Genomic DNA, 26,521 nt, shown 5'->3' with positions numbered 1-26,521 from the left:
AACCTGAGCGGACAACAGAGACGCAACCATGCAGGCCCGCGATGTATGTGGGAATCCAATTTGGACAGCCCGATGTCGTCCGGCTGTCATCTAGTGCTTCTAATTTGCAACTCCACAATTCGATAGGGAGCCAGCAATGTCAGAGAATCTTTCCCAGCAAAGTCTGTTCAAGACCAGCCAGTTGGAAGAAGCAGATGCCGATCCGCGCAATCCGTCCGATAATCCAACCATGGGCGAAATCATCAGCCGGCGCTTTTCCCGCCGTGGCTTTCTGCGTGGATCGCTCGCTGTCTCGGCCATTGCGGCAACGGTCAGCCCGCTCGCCCTGTTGAGCGCCGGTGATGCGCGCGCTGCATCCGGTTCGGCCTTTTCCTTCAAGGAAGTCGAAGCCGGTGTGGATGCCCATCACCATGTCGCGGAAGGCTATGACGCCGATGTGCTTTTGCGCTGGGGCGACAAGCTTTTCGCCGATGCGCCGGAATTCGATCCAACCAAACAGTCAGCCGAAGCGCAGGCGCGCCAGTTCGGCTACAACAATGATTATGTCGGCTATATCGCCATCGAGGAATCGCCGGAACATGGCTTCCTCGTGGTCAATCACGAATATACCAATCCGCATCTGATGTTCCCCGGCCTCGTCAAGATCGTTGACGGCAAGGTGGAGCAGGCTCCGCTTTCGAAGGAACAGGTGGATATCGAAATGGCCGCCCATGGCGGCACGATTGTCGAAATCCGCAAGCAGGACGGCAAGTGGCAACCGGTGCTCGACGGTGCAAACAATCGCCGCATCACCTCCAATACCGAGATGGCGCTGAGCGGTCCCGCCGCCGGTCATGATCGCGTCAAGACCAATGCCGATCCTTCCGGCACCAAGGTTTTCGGCACGGTCAACAATTGTGCAGGCGGCGTCACGCCCTGGGGCACCTACATCATGGCCGAGGAAAACATCCATGGCTATTTCATTGGCGAACTGCCGGAAGGTCACGCGGAAACGGCCAATTACAAGCGCATGGGCATTCCCGACGGCTCATACGAATGGGGACGTTTCTACGACCGTTTCGATGTTTCCAAGGAGCCGAACGAACCGAACCGCTTTGGCTGGATCGTCGAGGTCGATGTGTCCGATCCGAACGCCGTGCCGAAGAAGCGGACCGCGCTTGGCCGTTTCAAGCATGAGGGTGCCGAATCCATCGTCAACAAGGACGGGCGCGTGGTCTTCTATCTGGGCGACGACGAACGCTTCGACTATGTCTACAAGTTTGTGACGGCGGGCAAGTTCAACCCGGATGATCGCGCTGCCAATATGGACCTGCTGGATGAAGGCACGCTTCACGTGGCCAAATTCCATGAAGATGGCAAGGTCGAGTGGATGCCGCTGGTATTCGGTCAGGGTCCGCTGACCGAGCAGAACGGCTTCAAAAGTCAGGCCGATGTTCTGATCGAAACCCGGCGTGCCGGTGATCTCCTCGGCGCGACCAAGATGGACCGCCCCGAGGACGTGCAGCCGAACCCGGTCAATGGCCGTGTTTATGTCATGCTCACCAACAACACGAAGCGCAAGGACGATCAGGTGGACGCCGCCAATCCGCGCGCCAAGAATGCCTTTGGCCATATCATCGAGATCGAGGAAGATGGTCAGGATTTTGCCGCCACGACAGGCAAGTGGGAAGTGCTGCTGAAATGCGGCGATCCTTCCGTGGCAGAAGTCGGTGCCAGCTTCTCCACCGATACGACGCGCAATGGCTGGTTCGGTATGCCGGACAACGCCGCCGTCGACAGTGCCGGTCGGCTTTGGGTCGCAACCGATGGCAACAGCAACAAGGGTACCGGTCGCACGGACGGACTTTGGGCGGTCGATACGGAAGGCGATGCGCGCGCGACCTCGAAACTGTTCTACCGCGTGCCGGTGGGTGCCGAAATGTGCGGTCCGCTGTTTGCACCCGATGATGAGACGGCTTTCGTCGCCGTGCAGCATCCGGGCGACGGCGGCGAGGATTGGGACGGTCATGGCCGTCCGTCCTATTACGAGGACCTGTCCACCCGCTGGCCGGATTTCAAGGACGATATGCCGGTTCGGCCTGCCGTGGTGGCAATCACCAAGCAGGGTGGCGGCAAGATCGCGGTGTAATGACTTGATGAGACAGTTGGCCCCCGGTGAAAGTTGGGGGCCTTCGTCAAAGCTTCATGGAAGCGTCAAGCCAGCGATACAAAGCCAGCCTAATTGCGTCCCTGTATTTGAATTCCAACGGGGACTTATCATGATATCGCGTCTCGTCGCTTCGACCATGCTTGCCGGTGCCGTCGCATTGGCTTTTCCGGCCTCCGCTGAAGAAAAGGCTTTTCCTGCAACGCTCAAGGCCCATGCCATCCTGCCTGCGAACACGATCATCGCTGCACCGGATGATGCGGCGGATCACCTGAAGACGTCGGGCAAGTTCACCACCGCCGACCGCAAGCGTGCCGAGGGCATCGGCACTGTTGAAGGCAAGGACGGCGTGCGCAAGACCGGCCTGTCTGTGCCGTTCGACGGCCAGCCGGTGCAGGGCTTTTCCGGCATCAAGACCATGGAAGACGGCAGCTTCTGGTCACTGTCCGACAATGGCTTCGGCTCCAAGCTTAACTCGCCGGACGCCATGCTGATGCTCCACAATGTCAAGTTCGACTGGGACAAGGGTACGGTGGAGCGTGTGAAGACCGTGTTCCTCAGCGATCCGGACAAGAAGGCTCCGTTTCCCATCGTCATGGAAGGCGCTGAAAAGCGCTATCTGACCGGCTCCGATTTCGACGTGGAATCTATCCAGCCGGTTGCGGATGGCTTCTGGGTCGGCGAGGAATTCGGTCCTTTCCTGTTGAAATTCGACATGGACGGCAAGCTGACCGACGTTATTCCGACGGTTGTCGGTGAGACACAAGTCGTATCACCGGACAATCCAAAGCTCGCTCTGCCCGCCAATCCGAGCCTCAAGCTCACGACTTACAATCTGAAGCGCTCGGGGGGCTTCGAGGGGCTGGCGATGTCGAAGGACGGCTCGAAGCTCTACGGTCTTCTGGAAGGTCCGCTTTTTGTCGATGGCGCGCCGGAAAAGACCGAAAGCGGCAAGACCGGGCTGCGGGTCATCGAATTCGACGTTGCCGACAAGAAGTGGACGGGCCGCTCCTGGCTCTATCCGCTGGCCGAGGGTGGCGAAGCCATCGGCGATTTCAACATGCTGGATGAAACCACAGCGCTGGTCATCGAGCGTGACAACGGCGTCGGCACGGCGGACAAGGCCTGCGCCGATCCAAAGAAGCCGCAGGCCGATTGCTTCGATGTGCCGTCGAAGGTCAAGCGCATCTACAAGATCGCTTTCGACGACAGCAATGTCGGCAAGGAAGTGCGCAAGATCGGCTATATTGATCTGCTCGCCATCGCCGACCCGGAAAACAAGCGCCGTCAGGGTGGGCGTGAAGGCATCTACGATATGCCGTTCCTGACCATCGAGAATGTGGATCGTGTGGACGACACGCATATCGTGGTCGGCAACGACAACAATCTGCCGTTCTCGGCTGGTCGCTTTCTCGACAAGGTCGATGACAATGAATTCGTCTTGCTGGAAGTGGGTGAGTTCCTGAAAGCCGAATAAAATATCTGCTCCAGAGACTGCGGAGAATGATATTCTCCGCAGTCTTCGAAGCAAAATAGTCTAGAATAATATAATTCAATTATTTTTCTATGGTTGCTTTAAACTTTCCATCGGATAGTTCAAACTTATCAGGGTGGACTTGAATATCCATCTTGTTCGACTTTATCTCTGTATTGTCTATTTTGATGGAAACGTTGCCGGACGCTTTCATATGGTTGTCTGTTACTTTTTCAAGTTTGTCTGCATTGATTGTAAAGCCGGGATCTGTGACCTGTTTGGGGCTGCATTCGCTGCAAAGGATCCACTAGCAAGAATAAGTGAAGTAAAAATAGCGTAGCCGTAAATTCGCATGGTATATCTCTAATTAAATAAGAACAGAATATTAGGCAGAAAATATATACTTCCAGAATCAAGGCCTAATTAAGTCGTGCTTATAATAAGATTCGACGAGGTGACGTTTGACCCAACCTGTGCATCACGACCTGCCTGGCATGGAAATTTCAGCCGGTCGCGATTATGTTGGCTCAAATTTGTTTCGCGTATTCCCTATGCAAGAGCTGCAGGAAATACGCCGATATTTATGGAGACGGTGTTGAAGATTTTCATTTTCGGCAGTGTGAATGTGGATGTCAGCGCGCGGATGGCCGCACTGCCGCGTCCGGGGCAGACCGTGAATGCATCGGGCTATGGTATCGGCCTCGGTGGCAAGGGTGCCAATCAGGCGGTTGCAGTCGCCAAGATGGGCGGTGATATCCGCTTCGTCGGTGCTGTCGGCAACGATGCCTTCGGCGAACTGGCCTTGAAGCAGATGCAGGAATTTGGCCTTAACACCGAAAGCGTGCGCGTGATTGACGGCGTCGATACGGGCATGGCGATCATTCAGGTTGAAGAAGCCGGGCAGAACACGATTGCTGTTTGTGCCGGAGCCAATGCGCACTGGTCGGCTGCCGACATCAATGCCTATGCTGCCGATATTGCCAGGGCGAAGATTACGCTGTTGCAGCGCGAAGTTCCGCATGAGGCCAATCTGGCCGTGGCAAAGGCCGCGCGTGCGGCAGGCGGCAGTGTTTTGCTTGATCCGGCACCGGTGGGCGATGCAAGCCGTATGGCGGACCTGATTTCACTCAGCGACATCATCTCTCCCAACGAAACAGAAGCTGCTGAAATTACCGGTATCGAGCCGACCGATCTTGCTTCGGCGGAAGCCGCTGCGCGCAATCTTCTGGAGCGCGGTCCGAAGACGGTCATCGTCAAGCTTGGAAGCCGTGGTGCATTGCTGGTGACGGCGGACGAGGTCAAACACTTCGCGCCGTTCAAGGTCAAGGTGGTGGATACGGTTGCCGCCGGCGACAGTTTCAACGGCGGTTTTGCAGTCGCTTTCTCGGAGGGCCAACCCTTGCATGATTGCGTGCGGTATGGTTCGGCTGCAGGTGCGATTGCAGTCACAAGAGCGGGCGCGGGGGCAGCTGCACCGACCGCCGAGGAAGTGGCGGCACTTCTGCAAATTAAGGCAGAATGAAAATTAGGGGCGGTTTGCGCCAGTTTCGCTCATTTTGAGCAGGAAACTGCGCAAAAACCTCTTGTCAAACATGGCGAAGAAGCCGCGAGAATAAGGTACTCGCGGCTTTTTTGTGGCTGAATTATGTCTCAGAGCATGATCCCGAAAAGTGGATACCGGTTTTCGGATAAGATCATGCTCAGAAAAAATCAGAGCGTTGCGAGGCGCTCGGTCAGCAGGCTGAAAAAGCCGTCAGCATCCACATCCTTGATGAAGAGCGCGTTCTTCGGACGGTCGGTCACTTCCCACCAGTCGACGACAGTTTCGCCGATCGTCAGTTCCGAATTGATCTCGATTTCTACATTGCACTCGCGACCTGAATAGAGCTCCGGCCTGATGAGATAGGCGATGACGTTCGGGTCGTGCAGCGGGCCGCCGTCGGTGCCGTACTTGGCTTCGTCATAGCGCTCGAAGAATTCGAGCCATGCTGCAACCACTTCGCCGACATGCGTGCCAATGCCGCGAATGGCGGCGATGCGCTTTTCGGTGGTGAGCACCTTGTGTGTCACGTCGAGCGGCATCATGGTGATCTTGATGCCGGATTTGAACACAACCGCAGCGGCGTGCGGATCGACATAGATGTTGAATTCCGCCGACGGCGTGATGTTGCCGCCCTCGAAATAGCCGCCACCCATCAGCACGATTTCCTTGACGCGCTCAGCAATCTTCGGCTCGCGGATCAGTGCGGATGCGATGTTGGTCAGCGGTCCCAGCGGGCAAAGCGTGACGGTGCCCGGCTCCTCTTTCATCAGCGTTTCGATGATGAAGTCAACGCCGTGCTGCGCCTGCAGCGGCATGGTCGGCTTGGGCAGGTCGTAGCCGTCGAGACCGGTCTTGCCGTGGACGTTTTCGGCCGTCACGAGCGGGCGCACCAGAGGACGGATGGAGCCTGCAAAAACCTTGGTTTCCGGCTTTTTCGCCACTTCGCAAATCGTACGGGCGTTGATTTCGGTGCGCGCCAGTGGGCCGTTGCCTGCCACTGCGGTGATGCCGAGAATGTCGAGTTCCGGGCTTGCCAAGGCCAGAAGAATGGCGACTGCATCGTCCTGACCGGGATCGGTATCGATAATGATTTTACGGGCCATGATGGTTTCCTGATGAGGGGATTTAGAGAGCGTTGCGCGCGGCACTGACCGTCTGGTCGACAAGCGCGTCGAAGGAGATTTTCGCCGGGCGGCGCATATAGGTGACGATGTCGTCGGCCAGCAGCGGCTTCGACCATCGTTCGGCGATGATGGCGCACCCGCGCTGGATGGCGATCATGCTCAGAATCTGCGCGGCATTGCAGTCGACGTCGTGGCCAATGCCGCAGACGATTTCGAGCGTGCGGTCGAAATCGCCTTCGCCGAACCAGAGCGCAATTACCTGTGCGGCTGCATTTGGATAGACGTGAATCCAGTTATATTCGACATATTCCGCATCGCATTTCGCCCATGCGTCCTGCCAGTTATCGGCAGAACGGCAGGCGTCGAGTGCGAAGACCAGAACCGCGCCATATTCGGTTTCAGTTGAGAAAAGCGCTGCTGTCGAGACGAGCAATTCGCGCGTGTCACCAATTGCAAAGGCGCGCGCCGCCATGACAGCATTGAAGACTTCGCCCAAAATACCGTTTCCGGCATGGGAGATTTCGGCGTCCATCCAGGCGAGGCGGGCAGCTTCGCGGGCACGCCCCGGCACGACCATGCCGCAGATTGTGCCGCGCATCTGTGCGCCGATCCATTCATCGAACGGATTGTCGGAAGTGCCGGTTTCGGGCGCGGTGAGGCCGCGCCGCATATTGGAAAGCGCGATCGCCTCCGCCGACCAGCCAAGCGGGATCAGCGAGGTCCAGCGCTCGGCAATGTCCGCGCTGGTCACAGCAGAACCCTTGTCGCCGAAGGCTTCGAGAAATGCGATCTCGAAGGTGATGTCGTCATTATAGGTGTTTGGCTCGCGCACATAATCGCGGATCGGTCCGAAGACCTCGGCGATGTTTTCTGCCGTATAACCTTCGAGCGCCGTACCAGCCGCAGCGCCCACGAGCTGCGCCATCCAGGCGGCTGCGGTGCGGTCGCGGAAATCATCGGACTGGACAGCATAGAGCACATCGTCAGGCCATTGAACGGCAGCGTCGAATTCGTCCCACGACCCATAGCGCACCGTCTTTTGTGACGGATGGTCCGGATCGGGCCGTGCAGCGCGCATGAGGACACGCAGGCGCATGTCGATGCGATACAGCGTTTCAAAGTCACCTTTTCCTAGTGCTGCCAGCCCGTCACGAAGAAGCTCCTCATAGGGAGCAAGAACGAAGCCCTTGTTTTCCAGCGATTGCAGCGCACCGGCCATCAGACATTCAGGTGCTGCCGATCCCGGCACATTGCTTTTCCAGAACATGGCCATGAGATCGTCCTGCGCCTTCATGACGGCGCTTGCATCCCAGGTCTGTTCTTCCGCTGTGCGCACTACCGGTTTCGTGTCGCGCAGCAGATCGCGGGTCAATTCCCAAGCTTTCATTTCATTCTCATTTTTATGCATTTCAGGAGTTTTTCAGTTGCTTTGCGCGCCGCTGACGGCGCGCCGCGTGGATCGTCAGCACAACGACCGGGACGAGATAAGGGATCATCTGCATCAGTTCGAACGGCAGGCCGAGGCTCTGAAGCGTGATGGCGAAAGATTCAGCCGCCGCGAGAACCAGGCTTGCCACAAGCGTGCCCCATGCGGTTCCTTGCCCCATGACTTCGGCTGCAATCGCGATGAAACCGCGACCTGCAGTCATGTTCTGGGCAAACCATGTGACATAGCCGAGCGACAGATAGGCACCGGCTGCACCGCCGAAGAGACCGGACAGGACAAGCGCCATCATCTGCACCCGGCCTGTATGGATACCGGCGGCACGCGCCGATTTGGGATCAACGCCGGTGGCGCGCAGATGCAGGCCGAAGCGTGTGCGCATCATCAGGAGGCTGACCGCCGGGACAGCGAGAAGGGCGGCAAAGGTCAATATGTGGATATTGCCGATGAAAGGCACGGGGAGGTTTGGCAACGCACCGCTTTTCAACGCGCCCGACATGCCCTTGTCGCCCGTTGCAAGGAAAAGCCCGAGCGTCGTTGCCGCTGCAGCCGCGATGTTGAGCGCAATGCCGGTCATGATGAGATCAGTGCCAAGCCGGTTGACCGAAAGCGACATCAGCCAGCCGAGAGCTGCACCTGTGATGAGCGCTGCCAGCAGGCCGACAGCCGGGCTTCCGGTGGCCGCACTGGCCAGAACGGCAATGAGCGCCGCCGACAGCATCATGCCTTCCATGCCGATATTGAGGACGCCCGCGCGGTCGGAAATCATCACGCCGAGTGCTGCCAGCAGCAAAGGTGTCGCCACGCGCAGGATGGTGCCGATGAAGGATGGGTCGAGAATTTGTGCGAGAACCATGCTCATGGTTGTACTCCGGCCTGCACTACCGCTTGTTCTCCTTCGCGATTGCGAAGGTTGCGGACGAGCCGCAATACGGTCGGATGATTGTGAATGACGCTTGCCGTCGCGCCCACCATGATGGCGGCGGTCACAAGCCCCACCACTTCGGTCGGGATGTTCATGTTGCGGGCCAGAAGATCGCCGCCGATCTGCACGAAGCCAAGGAAAAGTGCGGACGGAATAAGCAGGAACGGATTTTCTCGCGCCAGAATGGCGACGACAAGGCCGGTCCAGCCATAGCCGGGCAGATCGAGCCAGGCAAAGCGGGCATGAAGGCCGAGCACTTCCAGCGCACCGGCCATGCCCGCCACCAGTCCGCCGACAATCTGGGCACGCATGATGATGCCCTTGAGCGGCAGGCCAAGATGATTGGCAAAGCCCGGACTGGAGCCTGCGATACGGATATTGAGGCCCGAGCGCGTCCAGTAAAGCCAGATGCCGCCAGCGATACAGGCCAGAATGGCAATGATCGAACCGCTGTTGAGACGCGTACCGGCGAGCAGGCGGTCAAGCTTGGCATCCGGCGGAATCCTGAGCGACATCATCCCGCCCGCAGCCGGGTCGCGGATGACATAGTTGAGGACGAACAGGCCGAGAAACAGGAAGGCGTAGTTCAAAACGAGCGACGTCACCATTTCCGATGCGCCGAAACGCAGCCGCAGCGCTGCCGGGATGGTGCAGGCGAAACTGCCCGCAACCGCACCGCACAAAATGGCGACCGGCAGCGAGAACCAGCCGAGCGAAGGGAGCAGAACAGCGCCCGCCACAGCGCCGAGCGCGCCGAGGAAGAAGCCGCTTTCCGCGCCGAGATTGAACAGGCCGGAGCGGAACATGATGGTGATCGCAAGGCCGGTCAGCATGATCGGCGTTGCCGCTTCCACCACATTGCCCATATGGCGAATGCTGCCGAATGGTCCGAGGAAAAACGTCTTGAGAACCCCGGTGGGATTGTCCTGCATCAGCGCCAGCGGCACCAGTAGCACGGCCATGATGACGGCGATGACAAGCACGGTCAGGAAGAATGGAATGAGATAGGAAATCAGTCTGCGCATTACGCTGCATCCCTTGTGCCGAGCATATAAGGTCCAAGCACAGCCGGTGTTATGTCTGGTCCGTTTTCCAGAACGGCAACGATGCGTCCGTTGAAGAGAACGATGATGCGGTCGCTGAGGCGCAGCAATTCATCGAGATCGGCGCTGACCAGCAGCACGGCGCAGCCGCCCTGCGCCACTTCGTCGATGCGGCGGTGCAGGAAGGCTGCCGCCGAAACATCGATGCCGCGTGTTGGCTGGTCGGCGATCAGGAATTTCGGATTGGTGGCAAGTTCGCGCGCGGCGATGAGCTTTTGCGCGTTGCCGCCGGAAAGGGAATCGAGGCGTTCGGTGATTGCTCCGGCGCGCACCGAATATTGCTTGATCATCCCGCTGACACGGGCCTTGATCGCATTCCAGCGCAGGAATGGCCCCCAGAAGATCTGCTTGTCGGCGGTAATCGATCCCGCGCTTGATCTAGTTCCGGCGATCGCGTTTTCGGCGAGAGACAGGCCGGGTGCGCCACCTTGCGAAAAGCGGTCGGCTGGCAGATAGCCAAGACCTTGTCTGCGCCAGCTTGCCGTGTCGGCGCGCAGCATATCCTCACCGTTGAGGCTGATTGTGCCGCTGGCCGCATCGGCAAGGCCGGAAAGCACCGATACGAGGCCGCGCTGACCGCTGCCATCGACACCGGCGACGCCGACGATCTCGCCTGCACCGACGGTCAGGTTCACATCCTTGATGCGGTCTGCCGGGTCGGCTGCTTTTGTCGTAACGCCCTTCATGTCGAGAACGGTTTTCATTGCGCCGTGCTTGTGGGCGCGCTCCGGAATGTCGACCGCATGGCCCATCACCATCTGCATGATGGCATCGTCCGGCACGTCGGCAAGCTTTTCCGTGCCCGCAACCGCGCCCGCACGCAGCACGGTTACGCTTTCGGCCAGCTCGCGCACTTCGTTCAGCTTGTGGGAAATGAAGAGGATGGTAATGCCTTCGTCGCGCAGCGCCTTCAGCTTGCGCATCAGCTCCTCGATCTCCGGCGGAGAGAGAACAGCGGTCGGCTCGTCGAGGATCAGGAGCCTCGTGCGGCGCGCCAGCGCTTTCAGGATTTCAACCTTCTGCTGGGCGGCGACGGAAAGCGCGCCCGTGATCGCTTCGGGGTCAGCGTGCAGATCATATTGCTGCATCAGCGCTTCGACCATTTTGCGCGCGCTCACACGGTCGATCAGCCCTGCCTTCACCGGCTCATGGCCGAGAATGATGTTTTCGGTAACCGTCAGGGTCGGCACGAGCGAGAAATGCTGGTGCACCATGCCGATGCCTTGTGCCGCGGCATCTTCCGGCGACCAGGACGCAATGTGCTGTCCATCGACGATGATTTCGCCTGCCGTGGCATTTTCGATGCCGAACAGGATTTTCATGAGCGTGGATTTGCCCGCACCGTTCTCGCCGCAAATGGCGTGGATGGAGCCTGCGCGGATCGAAAAAGATACGTCGCGAAGCGCTTGCGTGCCGTTCGGATAGACCTTGCTCACATCGCGGAAGGCGACGATTGGGCGGAAGGCGACGATAGCATCGCCGCCTTCAATATTTTCAGCTGGATTTTCCACGATCAGGGACGAACCTTGTTGCGGATCGCGTTAAGATCCTCGGTGCTCATGCCGAATGCGGTCGGAACCGTGATCTTGCCTTCGGAAATCTCGTCGGAAGCCTTCTTGATGGCATCCTTCATTTCCTGCGTGGCCATGGAAGCCATGTTGCCATCCTGCACGATGCCGACAGCGCCTTCCTTGAGGCCAAGTGCTTCCGCCTTGCCGAACGGCAGGTCGCCTGCCTTGAAACGTTCATAAGCTTGCAGAAGGCTGACATCGACATTCTTCAGAACGGAGCTGACGACCTGCTTGGCAATGGCCGGATCGCTATCCTTGAAGATCGCTTCCTGATCGGAATCGACGCCCAGAACATATTTGCCGGTTTCCTTGGCAGCCGAAAGCTGGCCGAGGCCGGTCTGCGAGGCGACGACGAAGCCGAGCGACACGTCGGAACGATACTGCGCGAGACCGAGTTCCTTGCCCTTTGCGGCATCCATGAAGGATCCGGCATAGGAAATCGCGATCTTGGCATCAGGCATGACCGACTGCGCACCGGCAATGTAGCCGACGAGGAAGTCGTTGATGACCGGAATGTCCATGCCGCCGAGGAAGCCGAGATTTTTGCCTGTATCGCCGAGCTTGCCGTCTTTCAGGAGCGAAGCTGCCAGCATGCCGCCGAGATAGGAACCTTCGTTCTGCTTGTACTGGATGGAATAGACATTGTCGTAGCCGCCTTCGTCATAAGGCACGCTTGCATCGTAGAGGATGTATTTCTTGTCGGGATATTGCTGGGCGACCGAACCGACGGTTTCCGACATCTGGTAGGTGCCGCCGATGATCAGGTCCCAGTCCTGCTCGGACGCATCGAGGAACACCGGCTCCCATTTGGTCGGATCGTCGCCGATTTCGAGAATCTTTGTCTCGACGTCGTCGCCATACTTGTCCTTGATCATCTTCATGCCCTTGGCAGCGCTGTCGAAGAACGACTTGTCGCCGAGCGCGCCATTGATGATGAGCAGGATCTTGTCCTGAGCCTGTGCTGCCGTGGTGGCAAACGTGCCCATCGCCGTCGATGCGGCGAGAGCAAAGGCAAGGTGGATTATTCCCCGTCTGGTGGATTTGATCACAACAGAACTCCAATACTGTAGCGTTATAGAGATGGATTTTCTGCTTTGGATAATTTGCCTCCGCCCACAGAACCCCCACACCTGACAGCGATCAAACGCTGACGGCGTGTGTGAGTCAATCGCCAAACTTTTTGCCCGCTGTGGACAAAGCAAGTCTGTTGCGCGCAACGAGGCTAAAGCTTTCGATTATTTCAATAAAGCCTGATTTGGATGCCGCAGTGTCGGGTCGAATGGATTGAGCTTTTGCGAGATGATTGCCGCTTCCTTGCGCAGCAGTTCCGTCACCGTCTGCTGGCGCTTTTCGGTGAGGCGCGCGGCAAGCGTGCCGATGCTGAGCGCTGCCACGGCTTCACCGTCGCCGTTCAAAATTGGCACGCCGAGACCTGCCATACCGTCGATCATGTTGAAGTTGAAGGTTGCCGCACCGCTCTTGCGCACTTCCTCGATCATGATGCGCAGGTCGACCTCGTCCACTGACGATTTGTCCAGAATGCGGGGCATGTTGAAGCGTATGATCGCCTCGCGCTCTTCTTCAGGCAGGAAGGAGAGGATGGCGAGGCTGCCCTGACCGATGCCGAGCGGCACTTTGCCGCCAATGTCGCCGGTAAAGGAGCGGATCGGAAACGGGCCTTCCACGCGGTCGAGGCAGACCGCATCGAAGTTGCTGCGTACCAGCAGGAAGACCGTATCGTTGAACGTTGTCGAAAGCCGCAGCAGTGACGGGCGCGCAATGCTCAATATGCCGTCACGCTGGCGCGCCTGCGCCGCCATTGCGAAAAACTCCAGCGACAGGCGATAGGCCTTCTTGTCGGGAAGCTGTTCGACAAGATTTTCCGCAATCAGCGTCTTCAGCAGGCGATGGGTCGATGGCTGGCTGAGTTCGAGGTCCCGCGCCAGATCGATCAGCCGCACGCCATCCTCGGTGCTGGATGCCAGACCTTTCAAAATATGGATTGCCTTCACCAAACTTGAGTTAAGTGCGGCGCCGGATTTCGGATTCTCAGATATATCATCCATAAGATTGCTTCCAAATTCTGTATTTTGAAAGAAATATATAATTTCTTCCGGATATGGAAATTATAATTTGCATTCCTGCGGGATTTTCCGCCAACTGGAACCGTCGCCAATGGGAAGGTCCGGCAAGGTATTGCAACCAATGCTGTAAGCGGGTCGGCGGTTTTAACTTGACGCAATGGGGAACGCTGCGGCTGCGTTAGCGGCTGGATAATCACGCGTTCAAAAGACCCAAGGTCCGGTCAGCGCAGAAAATGCGCGATCAAGCCGCTCCCGCCAGCCAGCCCCGATGAAGAGGCGACGTGAGACAATATCACGGCGTTTCTGCTCCCTGTCATTCAGGAGGAGATTGGGCCGAGAGGGAGATGCAATGAGCTTTTTGACCCTTTCCGGAATTTCCCGCCACTACGGCAAGTTCGCGGCTGTCGACAATTTCAACTTGGCGATTGAAAAGGGCGAGTTCATTTCGCTTCTCGGTCCTTCCGGCTGCGGCAAGACCACGACCTTGCAGATGATCGCCGGGCTGGTGACGCCGACGGCAGGTTCCATCACGCTTGACGGACGTGAAATCACGCGTCTCGCTCCGGCCAAGCGTGAACTGGGCGTCGTTTTCCAGAGCTATGCACTCTTCCCGCATATGACGGTGGCGCAGAATGTGAGCTTCGGCCTCGAAATGCGCAAGGTGCCAAAGGCAGAGCGCGAAAAGCGCGTTCGCGACGTGCTGGAACTGGTGCATCTTAGCGCACTTGCCGATCGTTATCCGCGTGAAATGTCAGGCGGTCAGCGCCAGCGTGTGGCCATTGCCCGTGCGCTGGTCATCAATCCGCCGGTCTTGCTGCTCGACGAGCCGCTTTCCAATCTCGATGCGCAGCTGCGTGAAGAAATGCAGTTCGAGCTGCGCCGCATCCAGCGCACTGTCGGCATTACCACCATCATGGTCACGCACGATCAGGCCGAAGCGCTTTCGATCAGCGATCGCATCGTGGTTATGGAAAAGGGCGTCATCACGCAGGTCGATGCGCCCTACAAGCTCTATGAGCATCCGCATAACCACTTCATTTCCAACTTCGTCGGTAAGTCGAACTTCCTGAAGGCGCGCGCTGAAGGCGATATGATCGCGCTGGCCGAAACGACAATCCGCTTTCCTGCAAATGGCAGACAGGTTTCCGGCGAGCTTTCCGTCTTCATCCGTCCTGAAAAGGTGCAGCTCGTTGCTGCGGGTGAGGGGCATGTCGCCGGTGAAGTGACGACGCGTTACTTCATGGGTGCGCAGTGGCTGCTCGGCGTGACAACGCCTGCGGGCCAGCTTTCGGTGGCCCTGCCCAATCTTGGCAACCCGCCGCCATCGGAAGGCACATCGGTCGGCCTCAGCTGGAACCATGAGGATTGCCGTATCCTCACAGCAGGGGTGAACTGAACATGTCGGCCGTCACCTCACAGGATACATCCGCCGCGCCCAAAGGGCAGCGCGATCTGACGCCGCTCTTTCTGGTCGGGCCGTCGACGCTTCTGTTCTTCGCGCTGGTGCTGCTGCCGCTCGGTCTCACCGTGCTGCTTTCATTCAACAGCTACAGCTATGACAAGGGCATCGAGAACGTCTACACGCTTGCCAATTATACGCAGGTTCTCAAAGACCCCTATTACCTTTCGATCTTCTGGCGCACGCTCAAGCTGGCGCTGATCACAACCGTCATCACGGTGCTGATCGGTGTGCCCGAGGCCTATATTCTTTCCAATATGCGCAAGCCATGGCGCTCGATCTTCCTTTTGGTCATCATCGGCCCGCTTCTGGTTTCGGTCGTGGTCCGCACATTTGGCTGGAGCATGTTGCTGGGGCGCAATGGCCTCGTGAACAGCGCGCTCGATATGGTCGGCCTGCCGACGACGCAAATCCTCTACAGCGAAACGGCGATCGTCATCGGTCTGGTGCATATCATGCTGCCATTCATGGTGATCCCGGTCTGGACCGTGCTGCAAAAGCTCGATCCGTCGGTGGAAGCCGCAGCGCTGACGCTCGGCGCATCGCGCCTGACAGCACTTCGCCGTGTGGTGTTTCCGCAGGCAGTGCTTGGCATCCTGTCGGGCAGCCTCATCGTGTTTGCGCTTTCGGCCAGCTCCTTTGCCATTCCGGGCCTGCTCGGCGGGCGTCGTCTCAAGATGGCGGCAACGGTTGTCTATGACGAGTTCCTGATCGAGCTGAACTGGCCGCTGGGTGCTGCCATCGCCATCATCGTTCTGGTCGCCAACCTCGTGATCATGATTGCCTATAATCGTCTGCTCGAAGGGCAGGCCAAGAAGAAGCTGGGATAGAGCCATGACAAAGAACGGTCCTTTCGCTCTTTTCTTCCACACGCTGATCGTCATCTTCATGCTGGCGCCGATGGTTGTGGTGTGTCTGGTGGCCTTCACGCCGGAAAACACGCTGACAATGCCGTGGAACGGCCTTTCACTGCGCTGGTTCGCTGCCGTGTTTGCGCACAATGATTTCATGACTTCGTTCTATAACAGTGTGCAGCTCGCCTTCTTCTCGGCATCCATTTCGACGCTTCTGGCCGTGCCATCGGGGCTCGCGATTGCGCAGTATAATTTCCGTGGTCGCGATGCGTTGAACGCGCTTTTCCTGTCGCCGCTCATCATCCCGCATCTGGTGTTGGGTGTGGCGTTCCTGCGTCTGTTCTCGCTGATGGGCTTTACCGGCTCCTTCGTCTGGCTGGTTGCGGCACATTCGATTGTCGTCACGCCCTATGCGCTGCGCCTTATCCTTGCTTCGCTTGGCAGCATGGATCGCAATGCGGAAAACGCGGCGCGCACGCTGGGCGCCGGTGAATGGACCGTGTTCCGTCGCGTCACCTTGCCATTGCTTGTGCCGGGTCTGTCGGGTGGCTGGCTGCTTGCCTTCATCAATTCGTTCGACGAACTCACCATGTCGATCTTCGTGACCTCGCCGTCCACGGTCACGCTGCCGGTCCGCATGTATATGTATGCCAGCGAATCCATCGACCCGATGATGGCAGCGGTGTCGGCCCTGATGATCCTCGTCGCCACCGTGACCATGATTATCATCGATCGCATGTTCGGCCTCGACCGGCTGCTGGTGGGCAAGGGCTGAGCAGGCAGATCATGACGATCCCGGTTTTCCCTTCAGCGGCTCAGTTCCGCAGACGGTATCGGCTGACTGAGCAGCCGATCAGCTTCTCGCTTGACGGCGTTTCCTTCGAGGGACGCCGTGGCGATACCGTGTTGACCGCCATTCTCTCCGTGCAGGGAAAGCTGCGTCATACCGAATTTACCGGCGAACCGCGGGCGGGCTTCTGCCTGATCGGCGCATGTCAGGATTGCCACGTCATGACGGCTGAGGGTCACAAGCTCCGCGCCTGCACCACGCTTCTGGAAGACGGCATGGCCTTTGTGACGGAGCCTGCCATATGAGTGCGGTTCCCAATCCGGTTATTGTGGGCGCTGGTCCTGCGGGCATTCGCGCCGCCGAAACGCTGGTCAAGGCGGGTCTCAAGCCTATCGTACTCGACGAAGGTTTTCGTTCCGGTGGTCAGATCTATCGTCGCCCGCCGCTCGATGACGGGCGCAGCTATCGCAACCGTTACGGGTCGGAAGCGCATAAGGCCGAAGCGCTGCACAAGACATTCGACGCGTTGCGTAGCGTAATCGACTATCGTCCGGAAACACTGGTCTGGAATATCACGCGCGGTGACGGTGATCGTCTCGATCTCCTGACCAAGGGTGTGCATAGCCAGCTGCCTTACAGCCATCTCATTCTGGCGACGGGTGCGACTGATCGGGTTCTGCCGTTCAAAGGCTGGACCAAGCCCGGCGTCTATACGCTTGGCGCGTCGCAGACCGCACTCAAGGCGCAAGGCTGCACGGTTGGCGAACGCGTGGTGTTCATGGGTTCGGGGCCGCTGCTTTATCTGGTCGCCTGGCAATATCATCATGCCGGTGCGAAGGTTGCAGCCGTGCTGGACACAGCGCCCTTCGCTTCAAAATTTCATCTGGCACATCTGGCGCTCTATGCACCGCGCATTGTCGCTCTCGGCGCTTATTACGGCCTGCGGCTGAAGCTTGGTGGCGTGCCGATCCATTATAATGTGCGACCAGGTGAAGTTCTGGGCGAGGGCCATGTCGAAGCCATTCGCTATCGCACGGGCAAGCGTGTTCGCGAGGTTGAATGCGATGCGCTGGCCTATGGTTTTGCGCTGCGTCCCGAAACCCAGCTTGCCGATCTCGCCGGTTGCGAATTCCGCTTTGAAGAACGTGACCGTGCATGGCTTCCCGCAGCCGACATGTTGGGCCGTTCAAGCCGCGAATGTGTTTACGTGGCGGGTGATGGCGCGGGCATTGCGGGTGCGGATGCTGCTGAAATTCGTGGGTCATTGGCCGCGATTGCCTTGCTGCGCGACAGGGGCCTGCCGTTTGACGAAGGCACCGAACGCGGCCTTCTCGCAAAGCTCGATCATATCTATCGCGAGCGCCTGATCGTCGAAAAAGCTTTCCCGTTCCCGCGCGACTGGTTCGATACAATCGCAGGCGATGTCACGCTTTGCCGTTGCGAAGAAATCGCGGTGCGTGATGCCAAGGCGGTTATCGGCAAGGGTGATGCGCGCGAGATCAACCGGCTCAAGGCGCTTACCCGTGTGGGGATGGGGCGCTGTCAGGGGCGCATGTGTACCGCTGCCGCCACAGAACTTCTGGCGTCGATGCAGGACAAGGCGCCCGAAGAAGCAGGCCGCATCCGCGCCCAGGCACCGGTCAAGCCGATCCCGCTTGGCTTTGGCGCTCCGGCCAGAGAAGGCGCTTCGTCATGACAAAGCATCTTCAGGCCGATGTGGTCATTATTGGCGGCGGGATTGTTGGCGGTTCGGCGGCGCTTTTCATGCGTCAGGCCGGGTTGTCGGTCATTCTGCTCGACAAGAGCTTTTGCGGGGCGCAGGCAAGCGGCGTGAATTATGGCGGCGTTCGCAGGCAGGGTCGGGCCCCGGAACAGCTGCCGCTCGCACAGCGTTCGCACGCATTGTGGGCGCGTCTGCCGGAACTTATCGGCATCGATGGCGAATATATCCGCAGCGGCCATTTGAAGCTTGCCCGCACGGAAGCGCATTTTGCGAAGCTTGAAGCCTATGCCGCTACAGTGCAGCCGCTTGGGCTCGATGTCGAGCTGATCGGTGGCAATGCCGTGCGGGAACGTTTCCCATGGCTTCCGGGCAACGTCGCGGGCGCTTCGCTCTGCGCGGAAGATGGCCACGCCAATCCGCGTCTGGTTTCACCTGCCTTTGCCCGCGCCGCACTGGTAGCTGGGGCCACGGTGCTGGAAAACACCCCGGTCATCGAAGCGCGTGAAACCGGCGATGGTTTTGCCATTCTGGCGGGAAACGGCATCGAAATCCGCTCGCGTCTCCTGTTCAATTGCGCCGGTGCATGGTCGGATCAGTTTGCGGCCTCGTTTGGCGAGCCGGTGCCGCTCCAGCGTATCTATCCGTCGATGGTTGTAACCGAGCCAATGCCGTTTCGCCTGCCGATGAGCCTTGGCGAAGAGGGCGGCGGCTTCTACGGCCGTCAGGTCACGCGCGGCAATTATGTCATGGGTGGCGGACGCGGTGCGCCGCTTGAGAACCCGGATTTTTCGCGGCCTTCGGTCAATGCGGCTTCATCGGTGATGCTGCGCGCCATCGAACTTTTCCCGCATCTGAAAAACGCCCAGGTCATCCGCTTCTGGTCCGGCACTGAATCGGAAATGCCGGACGACAATCCGGTGATCGGGCCAAGCAGCCGGGTCAAAAATCTCTTTCACGCCTTCGGATTTTGCGGCGCCGGTTTCCAGACCGGCCCGGCTGTGGGCGCCGTTCTTTGCGATCTCGCCGTTAAAGGCGAGACGGAAACACCGATCGATGCATTCCGCATCGACCGGTTCGATAAAAACTCAAACCACAAAGGGGAGTAGCATGAAAACTCAATTCACTAACAAGGCCATCACCAAGTCCGCCCTGTTGGCGCTCGGCCTGTCGGTCGCCTTTGCTTCCGCCGCATCGGCTGAAACCAAGACGCTCTATATCGGCATGAATGGCGGCAATATGGAGAAGGCCTATACCGAACACGTTCTGCCGGAATTCGAGAAAGCCAATGACGTGAAGGTCGTTGTCGTGCCGGGCACTTCGGCGGATATTCTCGCCAAGGCAACCGCGCAGAAAGACAATCCGCAGATGCATGTCATGCTGCTCGACGACGGCGTCATGGTGCGCGCGATCAGTTCCGGCCTGTGCCAGAAGATTTCGGATGATCCGGTTCTGGCTGACATTCAGCCTGCCGCACGCCTCAAGGACGACATGGCCATCGGCATCGATATGGGCATGACCGGCATTGCCTATAACAAGAAGCTTTTCGACGAAAAGGGCTGGGCAGCACCGACCTCGTGGATGGACTTTGCCGACGAAAAATATGCGAACGCCGTCGTGTTCCAGTCGGCTTCCGCTTCGACTTTCGGCCTCCATGCCTTCCTGATGTTCAACCGCATTCAGGGCGGTGATGAAAAGAACCTCGAGCCGGGCTTCGAAAAATTCCCGGACACAATCGGCAAGAACGTTCTGGAATACATTCCGTCATCGGCCAAGATTTCGGAAATGGTGCAGACCGGCGAGGCAGCGATCTTCCCGCTGACGCCAACGGGCGTCAACAACCTGAAGGCCAAGGGCATTCCGGTTGAATATGCACAGCCGAAGGAAGGCTCTGTCGTCCTCGCCGTGACCGAATGCGTGCTCGCAGGCAACAACGAACCGGAACTGAGCCAGAAGCTTGCTCACTATCTGCTTTCCGCCGATGCGCAGAGCAAGGCGCTCGACCATGGCAACCTCATTCCGTCGAACCAGAAGGCGAAGGCCGGTACGCCCGATGCGCAGGCCAAGCTCGACGCTTTCAACGGTTACATGAAGACAGCCAATACGCTCGACTGGGATGCCGTCAATGAAGGTCGCCAGCAGCTCAACAGCCGCTGGAACCGCACCATCGAAAAGTAAGATCAATATATGATCTGAGAAGCTCGCCTCGGGAAACCGGGGCGGGCTTTTTGCTGGAAAGCCGCTTACGCATCGCCCGCTGATATTGTAGCTTGCCCGCAAATCATCCGGGCAAATCGATGGATCGGGGCAAGCGTGAAAAAAGCGGCAGCATTCGCATTCCTTGGAATTCTGGTGGCGGCACCTGCACTGGCAGAAGACAATTGGAAAGCCGTCGAGGAAATCAAGACCTACGCCATTGCCGGGAAAACCGGTCCCGAACTTTATGAATCCATCGGCGAGCGTGGCCCGAAGATCGGCGGCGGCAAAACCCGTGTCATCGCCCATACCAGCTATGTGCTGACCTGGGACCGGGAGTTCGACCGCTCCAACAATGCCTGCACGATCCTGTCCGCCACGCCGAAGCTGAAGATCACCTATACGCTGCCGAGGCCCTCGCAGAAGCTCAATTCCCCGGTGAAAGAACACTGGGAAACTTTCTCCGAAGGCATCCGCAAGCATGAGCTTGTGCATGGCGACCATGCCAAGGACATGACGCGCGAGATCGTGCGCCGGACCGTTGGCCTGTCGGTTCCAAACGATCCGAAATGCCAGAAAATCCGCAAGGTGCTGATCAAGGAAATCACCGATATGGTGGACGTCCAGCGCGCTCAGGGCCGCGCCTTCGACAAGGTCGAGATGGGCAATGGGGGCAATGTCCATCAGCTTATTCTGGCGCTGGTGAACGGTGGCTGATTTTTCGTCAATAGCCTGTGCTTCGCACAGAAATCCACTCTTTTGAACCAGATGGAACATTTCTGATATCCTTGTAATAAAGGCTTTCATGCGTTTGTTCAAACAGAACCGATTGACTTCCTAACCAGTTAGTACATTTTAGAGAGATGGCGCAGCTGACCGATGCGATTCCGTTCTGAAGCGGGATGGCTGAGGAGGATGGATTGCTGGTCACGATGAGGCACATGCCGGAGACCGGATTGGTTTTCTGGCAGGGCTTTCGTTGCGATGGTCGGCCCGGAATCGGTCAAGGACTGTGGGGAAAGCGATGTTTCGCCTCGGGATGTATGGGACATCCTGCCGGTGATGCCGCGTCGCTTTCACCCGAAACCCGAAAAGGGGCGGCAGTCTTTAAGTAATGCGCCGGGAGGAGGAACATGAAAGCTTTAGTCGATTTCTATTTTACCGCGGCGCGGTTCGCCATTGCCTGCCTTCTTGGTTGCATGGTCGTGCTCGTGTTCGGCAATGTGGTGCTGCGCTATGCCTTCAATCAGGGCATAACGGTTTCAGAAGAACTGTCGCGCATCTTCTTCATCTGGCTCACCTTTCTTGGCGCAGTGGTCGCCATGCGCGACCATGCGCATCTGGGCGTGGATTCGCTGGTGCGCCGCCTGTCGCCTACGGGCGCGCGCATTGCGCTGGTCGCCGGCCATATCATGATGTTCGGCGCGACATGGCTGGTTCTTTCGGGAAGCTGGACGCAGACACTCATCAATATTCCGACGCTGGCCCCGGCGACAGGCATGTCGATGGGCTGGTTTTATGGCGCAGGGCTGGCCTTTGCAGTCCCCGCACTCCTGATCATTGCGTGGAACGGTTTCGGCATCGCAACCGGGCGGATCGATGTCGCCGGGACGCATTTCGTGACGGATAGCGAGGAGCATGTCACGCCCGTCTCGACCGATGAAAATCGCAAGTAGGGCGCGCCGACCATGACCTTGCTCATCTTTCTTGCCGCCCTTCTGGTTCCGATGGCGCTTGGCGTCCCTGTTGCCTTCGCGCTCATCATCAGCGGTGCGGCGCTGATGATGTATATGGATTTGTTCGACGCCCAGATCGTGGCGCAGAACGTGCTGAACGGCGCCGACAGTTTTCCGCTGATGGCCGTTCCGTTCTTCCTGCTTGCCGGGGAAATCATGAATGCGGGCGGCCTTTCGCGTCGCATCGTCAATCTGGCGCTGGTCATGGTGGGGCATGTGCGCGGCGGTCTCGGTTTCGTCGCGATCTTTGCAGCCTGTGTGATCGCAAGCCTTTCGGGTTCGGCGGTTGCCGATGCGGCAGCGCTCGGCGCATTGCTGTTTCCGATGATGCGCAATGCCGGACACGAGCCGGGTCGCGCCGCCGGGCTGATCGCCTCGGCATCGATCATCGCCCCGGTCATCCCGCCCTCTATCGGTTTCATCCTGTTTGGCGTGGTCGGCGGCGTTTCGATCACCAAACTGTTCCTGGCGGGGATTTTCCCCGGCCTGATGATTGCCGTTGCGCTGTGCGTGACCTGGTTCATCCTCGCGCGTCGCGAACAGTTCGAACTGCCGAAGAAAGCTGAACCCGGTGCACGGATGCGGGCTTTCCTCGACAGTATCTGGGCCTTGATGCTGCCGGTCATCATCATTGTCGGCCTTCGCTTCGGTGTGTTCACGCCGACGGAAGCGGGCGTGGTTGCCGCTGTCTATTCGCTGTTCGTCGCAACCGTGATCTATCGGGAATTGCCGCTTTCAAGGCTCTATCCGGCAATGGTCGATGCAGCGAAAACGACCGCCGTGGTGATGTTCCTCGTTGCCAGCGCCAGCGTTTCGGCCTGGATGATTACGGTTGCCGATGTGCCGGGTGAACTGGCCGAACTTGTGCGGCCTTTGATGGATAACCAGACGCTGCTGCTGCTTGCCATCATGCTCTTGGTTGTTCTCGTCGGCATGGCCATGGACATGACCCCGACAATCCTGATCCTGACGCCGGTGCTGATGCCGATCATCAAGGAGGCGGGCATCGATCCGGTCTATTTCGGTGTGCTGTTCATCATCAACAATTCCATCGGCCTCATCACCCCGCCTGTCGGCACGGTGCTGAATGTGGTGTGCGGCGTCGCGCGCCTGCCGTTTGAGAAGGTGATGACGGGCGTGCTGCCGTTTCTGATTGCGCAGCTGGTGGTGCTTTTCCTGATGGTACTGTTCCCGCAACTGGTGACGGTCCCGATGAACTGGTTCCATTAAATCAGAGCATGTCTCCCGAAAGTGGAAACCGGTTTCGGGAGACATGCGTAAAAACAGAGACAGAATTTTTGAGTGGGAGGAAGACATGAAGAAAATACTGAAGACAATGGCACTGGGCGTGGTGCTGCCGCTGGCACTGATGACGACCACCGCCATGGCTGAAATCCGTTCGCAGACAATCAAGTTTGCTGCCGCCAACAGCAAGGGCCATCCGCAGGTCACGGGCATGGAGAAATTTGCCGAGCTGGTGAAGGAAAAGAGCGGCGGGCAGATCAATGTGAAACTGTTCCCCGGCGGTGTTCTGGGCAGCGATCCGCAGACACTTTCCGGCTTGCAGGGCGGCGTCGTGGAAATGACGGTGATGAATGCGGGCATCCTGTCCAGCACCGTCAAGGCATTCGAAGCGGTTGATTTGCCATTCCTGTTCAACAGCGGCGAGGAAGCCGACAAGGTCATGGATGGCCCCTTCGGTACCAATCTGATGAAGCGCCTGCCCGATACGGGTCTGATCGGGCTTGCCTATTGGGAACTCGGTTTCCGCAATCTGACCAACAACCGTCATCCGGTCGCAAAGCTGGAGGATATTGCCGGGCTGAAGATCCGCACCCTGCAATCGCCGGTTCCGGTTGCCCTGTTCAATGCACTTGGCGCCAATGCGGTGCCGCTGCCCTATACCGAGCTTTATACGGCGCTTGAAACCGGTACGGTGGATGGGCAGGAAAATCCCAATGCCAACATCATCAATGCCAAATTCTATGAAGTGCAGAAATATCTGACGCTGACCCGCCACCAGTATAATCCGCAGATCGTCATGATCAGCAAGAAGTTCTGGGATCGCCTCAACGATGAGGAAAAAGCGGTGATCGAGCAGGCCGCTGTCGAGGCGCGCGATTATCAGCGCAAGGTTTCGCGCGAGCAGGATGCGACGGCGCTGGACGAGATCAAGAAGACCGGCATGCAGGTTACCGAGCTTACACCGGAAGAAACCACGCGCTTGCGCGATGCGGTAAAGCCGATCATCGACAAGTTTACCGCCGAAATCGGTGCAGAAACGGTCGATGAACTCTTTGCCGAATTGAAGAAGGTACGCGGCGAAAACTAAAACAGTACGGCTGAATATCTTGCCGATACTGAACTAGATGGTTCCGGGCCGATTTGTCCGGAACCGCCAGTGGACTCCGGTCTGGCCGGAGACAGGAGTGTGACATGAGGACTTCGATAGCAACCGTCTCCATCAGCGGCGATCTCCAGCAGAAACTGGGGGCCATCGCCAAAGCCGGTTTCGACGGGGTTGAGATTTTCGAGAACGATTTTCTCACCTTTGACGAAAGCCCGCGTCAGGTGGGCCAGATGGCGCGCGACCTTGGCCTGGAGATCACACTTTTCCAGCCATTCCGTGATTTTGAAGGTATGCCGGAGCCTTTGCGCAGCCGCACTTTCGATCGGGCGGAACGCAAGTTCGACCTCATGCAGGAGCTGGGCACCGATCTCGTTCTGGTCTGCTCCAACGTGTCGCCAGCTGCCATTGGTGGCATCGACCGCGCGGCGGAAGATTTTCGCGAGCTTGGCGAAAGAGCGGCACGGCGCAATCTGCGCGTCGGTTATGAGGCCCTCGCCTGGGGTCGCCATATCAGCGACCATCGCGATGCATGGGAGATCGTGCGCCGCGCCGATCATCCCAATGTCGGCCTTATCCTCGACAGTTTTCATACTCTGGCGCGCAAGATCGACGTGAACTCGATCCGCTCCATTCCGAAGGACAAGCTTTTCATCATCCAGATGGCCGACGCGCCACTGATCGATATGGATCTGCTTTACTGGAGCCGCCATTATCGCAACATGCCGGGCGAGGGTGACCTGCCGGTGCTGGATTTCATGCGTGCGGTGGCTGCGACCGGCTATGACGGTTATTTCTCTCTCGAAATCTTCAACGACCAGTTCCGTGGCGGATCGCCAGCCACCATCGCCGCCGATGGACGCCGCTCGCTGATCTATCTTGGCGATCAGGTTCGCCGGGTCGAGCCGGACAACAAGCTGACGGTTGCTGCCATGCCGCCCCGCGCAAAGGTGCACCGTGTCGGCTTTGTCGAGTTTGCCACCCATGCCGATGATGCCGAACGGCTGGTTTCCGCAGTTGGTGCGTTGGGCTTCAAACTCGCTGGCAGGCATCGCACGAAGGACGTTGCGCTCTACCGGCAGGGCGACATCAACCTCGTCATCAATACGGATACGCGCGGCTTCGCCAGCTCGGCCTATGCAGTACACGGCACTGCTGCTTATGCCATGGGGCTTGTCGTGGACGATGCGGCTGAGGCCCATGCCCGCGCAGTGGCCATGGGCGCGGAAAGTTTTGAGCAACCGCTCGATCCGGGCGAAATCGGTATGCCCGCCATTCGTGGCGTTGGCGGCGGGCTGGTCTATTTCCTCGATGAGAAGACCGATCTCAGCCGTATCTTTGATATCGAGTTCGAGCCGGTCGCAGGCAATGATACAGGGACCAGTGTCGGTCTCACCCATATCGATCACGTTGCCCAGACGATGAAGTTCGATGAACTTTTGACCTGGCTGCTTTTCTATACTTCGCTCACGGAATCGCGGAAGTCGCCCATGGTCGACATCGTCGATCCGGGCGGCGTCGTGCGCAGTCAGGTGGTGGAAAACGACGAGGGAACGCTGCGCATCACGCTCAACGGCGCGGAAAACCGTCGCACGCTGGCCGGTCGCTTCATTGCCGAGACCTTCGGGTCGGGCATCCAGCATCTGGCCTTTGCGACGGACGATATCTTTGCGACGGCTGCGGCTTTGCGCGACAACGGCTTCCATACGCTGGAAATCTCGCCGAATTATTACGACGATCTGGAAGCACGTCTCGGTCTCGATCCGGAATTCACCGACCGGCTCAAGGCCGCGAACGTGCTTTATGATCGCGACGAGAGCGGGGAATATTTCCAGCTTTACAGCCCGACCGACGATCAGGGCTTCTTTTTCGAAGTCATGCAGAGGCGAGGCTACAAGGGATATGGCGCAGCCAATGCGATCTTCCGCATTGCGGCGCTGCGGCGATACATGCGTCCGGCGGGCATGCCAAAAAGTGCTGTGGCACTCTGAACGCTGAAGGGGGA

22 protein-coding genes are annotated in these 26,521 nt (G+C 58.4%); 15 read left to right on the top strand and 7 right to left on the bottom strand.

Annotated elements, in window-relative coordinates; translation table 11 throughout:
- Positions 1-136 precede the first annotated feature (136 nt).
- The 3 genes from AC1RHM_RS06715 (at position 137) to rbsK (ending at position 5,142) form a co-directional block, all read left to right on the top strand.
- Complete coding sequence (locus AC1RHM_RS06715; RefSeq protein WP_492332497.1) at positions 137-2,128, top strand: PhoX family protein; 1,992 nt, start codon at positions 137-139, stop codon at positions 2,126-2,128.
- A gap of 130 nt (positions 2,129-2,258) precedes the next feature.
- Positions 2,259-3,623: an esterase-like activity of phytase family protein gene (locus tag AC1RHM_RS06710; RefSeq protein ID WP_029928654.1), complete on the top strand. Its 1,365-nt coding sequence runs from the start codon at positions 2,259-2,261 to the stop codon at positions 3,621-3,623.
- A gap of 580 nt (positions 3,624-4,203) precedes the next feature.
- Complete coding sequence (rbsK, locus tag AC1RHM_RS06705) at positions 4,204-5,142, top strand: ribokinase (RefSeq protein ID WP_151612840.1); 939 nt, start codon at positions 4,204-4,206, stop codon at positions 5,140-5,142.
- A gap of 188 nt (positions 5,143-5,330) precedes the next feature.
- On the opposite strand, the gene AC1RHM_RS06700 is transcribed toward rbsK, so the two are convergent.
- The 7 genes from AC1RHM_RS06700 to AC1RHM_RS06670 form a co-directional block, all read right to left on the bottom strand.
- Positions 5,331-6,266, bottom strand: coding sequence for a nucleoside hydrolase (locus AC1RHM_RS06700; protein ID WP_029928659.1), 936 nt, complete (start codon positions 6,264-6,266; stop codon positions 5,331-5,333).
- A gap of 22 nt (positions 6,267-6,288) precedes the next feature.
- A complete protein-coding gene (locus AC1RHM_RS06695) occupies positions 6,289-7,674 on the bottom strand; it encodes an ADP-ribosylglycohydrolase family protein (RefSeq protein WP_235907502.1) in 1,386 nt (461 codons plus the stop codon).
- 22 nt (positions 7,675-7,696) lie between these two features.
- Entirely contained in the window at positions 7,697-8,593 is an 897-nt protein-coding gene (locus tag AC1RHM_RS06690; RefSeq protein WP_151612834.1) for an ABC transporter permease, read from the bottom strand.
- Positions 8,590-9,681: an ABC transporter permease gene (locus tag AC1RHM_RS06685; RefSeq protein ID WP_029928668.1), complete on the bottom strand. Its 1,092-nt coding sequence runs from the start codon at positions 9,679-9,681 to the stop codon at positions 8,590-8,592. Before AC1RHM_RS06685 ends, AC1RHM_RS06690 begins: the two co-directional genes overlap by 4 nt.
- Positions 9,681-11,270 (bottom strand): ABC transporter ATP-binding protein, encoded by a 1,590-nt coding sequence (locus AC1RHM_RS06680; RefSeq protein ID WP_166942397.1) that lies wholly within the window; start codon positions 11,268-11,270, stop codon positions 9,681-9,683. Before AC1RHM_RS06680 ends, AC1RHM_RS06685 begins: the two co-directional genes overlap by 1 nt.
- 2 nt (positions 11,271-11,272) lie before the next feature.
- Positions 11,273-12,379, bottom strand: a complete 1,107-nt coding sequence (locus AC1RHM_RS06675; RefSeq protein ID WP_166942394.1) for a BMP family ABC transporter substrate-binding protein — start codon at positions 12,377-12,379, stop codon at positions 11,273-11,275.
- A 186-nt stretch (positions 12,380-12,565) separates the two neighbouring features.
- Complete coding sequence (locus tag AC1RHM_RS06670) at positions 12,566-13,396, bottom strand: IclR family transcriptional regulator (protein ID WP_010660553.1); 831 nt, start codon at positions 13,394-13,396, stop codon at positions 12,566-12,568.
- Positions 13,397-13,763: 367 nt separating this feature from the next.
- Between AC1RHM_RS06670 and AC1RHM_RS06665 the strand changes: the two genes are divergently transcribed.
- From AC1RHM_RS06665 to AC1RHM_RS06610, 12 genes are all read left to right on the top strand, one after another.
- A complete protein-coding gene (locus tag AC1RHM_RS06665; protein ID WP_029928672.1) occupies positions 13,764-14,810 on the top strand; it encodes an ABC transporter ATP-binding protein in 1,047 nt (348 codons plus the stop codon).
- A 2-nt stretch (positions 14,811-14,812) separates the two neighbouring features.
- Positions 14,813-15,703 carry an ABC transporter permease gene (locus tag AC1RHM_RS06660; protein ID WP_010660555.1) on the top strand — a complete coding sequence of 297 codons (891 nt, stop codon included), beginning with the start codon at positions 14,813-14,815 and terminating at the stop codon, positions 15,701-15,703.
- A 4-nt stretch (positions 15,704-15,707) separates the two neighbouring features.
- Positions 15,708-16,502 carry an ABC transporter permease gene (locus tag AC1RHM_RS06655; protein ID WP_010660556.1) on the top strand — a complete coding sequence of 265 codons (795 nt, stop codon included), beginning with the start codon at positions 15,708-15,710 and terminating at the stop codon, positions 16,500-16,502.
- Positions 16,503-16,513: 11 nt separating this feature from the next.
- A complete protein-coding gene (locus AC1RHM_RS06650; protein WP_166942391.1) occupies positions 16,514-16,822 on the top strand; it encodes a 2Fe-2S iron-sulfur cluster-binding protein in 309 nt (102 codons plus the stop codon).
- A complete protein-coding gene (locus tag AC1RHM_RS06645; protein ID WP_151665170.1) occupies positions 16,819-18,213 on the top strand; it encodes an FAD/NAD(P)-dependent oxidoreductase in 1,395 nt (464 codons plus the stop codon). Before AC1RHM_RS06650 ends, AC1RHM_RS06645 begins: the two co-directional genes overlap by 4 nt.
- Positions 18,210-19,346: an NAD(P)/FAD-dependent oxidoreductase gene (locus AC1RHM_RS06640; protein ID WP_151665169.1), complete on the top strand. Its 1,137-nt coding sequence runs from the start codon at positions 18,210-18,212 to the stop codon at positions 19,344-19,346. The genes AC1RHM_RS06645 and AC1RHM_RS06640 overlap by 4 nt, the downstream gene beginning before the upstream one ends.
- Position 19,347: 1 nt before the next feature.
- Positions 19,348-20,415 carry an ABC transporter substrate-binding protein gene (locus AC1RHM_RS06635; RefSeq protein WP_012093698.1) on the top strand — a complete coding sequence of 356 codons (1,068 nt, stop codon included), beginning with the start codon at positions 19,348-19,350 and terminating at the stop codon, positions 20,413-20,415.
- Between the two features lie 135 nt (positions 20,416-20,550).
- The gene (locus tag AC1RHM_RS06630; RefSeq protein WP_151665167.1) at positions 20,551-21,150 is read left to right on the top strand and encodes a DUF922 domain-containing Zn-dependent protease; all 600 of its coding nucleotides are present in this window, start codon (positions 20,551-20,553) and stop codon (positions 21,148-21,150) included.
- A gap of 416 nt (positions 21,151-21,566) precedes the next feature.
- Positions 21,567-22,109 (top strand): TRAP transporter small permease, encoded by a 543-nt coding sequence (locus tag AC1RHM_RS06625; protein ID WP_010660562.1) that lies wholly within the window; start codon positions 21,567-21,569, stop codon positions 22,107-22,109.
- Between the two features lie 12 nt (positions 22,110-22,121).
- Positions 22,122-23,399, top strand: a complete 1,278-nt coding sequence (locus tag AC1RHM_RS06620) for a TRAP transporter large permease subunit (RefSeq protein WP_010660563.1) — start codon at positions 22,122-22,124, stop codon at positions 23,397-23,399.
- Positions 23,400-23,484: 85 nt separating this feature from the next.
- The gene (locus AC1RHM_RS06615; protein ID WP_010660564.1) at positions 23,485-24,501 is read left to right on the top strand and encodes a TRAP transporter substrate-binding protein; all 1,017 of its coding nucleotides are present in this window, start codon (positions 23,485-23,487) and stop codon (positions 24,499-24,501) included.
- Positions 24,502-24,605: 104 nt separating this feature from the next.
- Positions 24,606-26,507, top strand: a complete 1,902-nt coding sequence (locus AC1RHM_RS06610; RefSeq protein WP_492332496.1) for a bifunctional sugar phosphate isomerase/epimerase/4-hydroxyphenylpyruvate dioxygenase family protein — start codon at positions 24,606-24,608, stop codon at positions 26,505-26,507.
- The last annotated feature ends 14 nt before the right edge of the window (positions 26,508-26,521 follow it).

It is taken from the genome of Brucella sp. GW823-FHT04E01 (assembly GCF_058796175.1).
The sequence above is the reverse complement of the archived record's forward strand: the minus strand, read 5'-3'. Positions and strand labels throughout refer to the sequence as shown.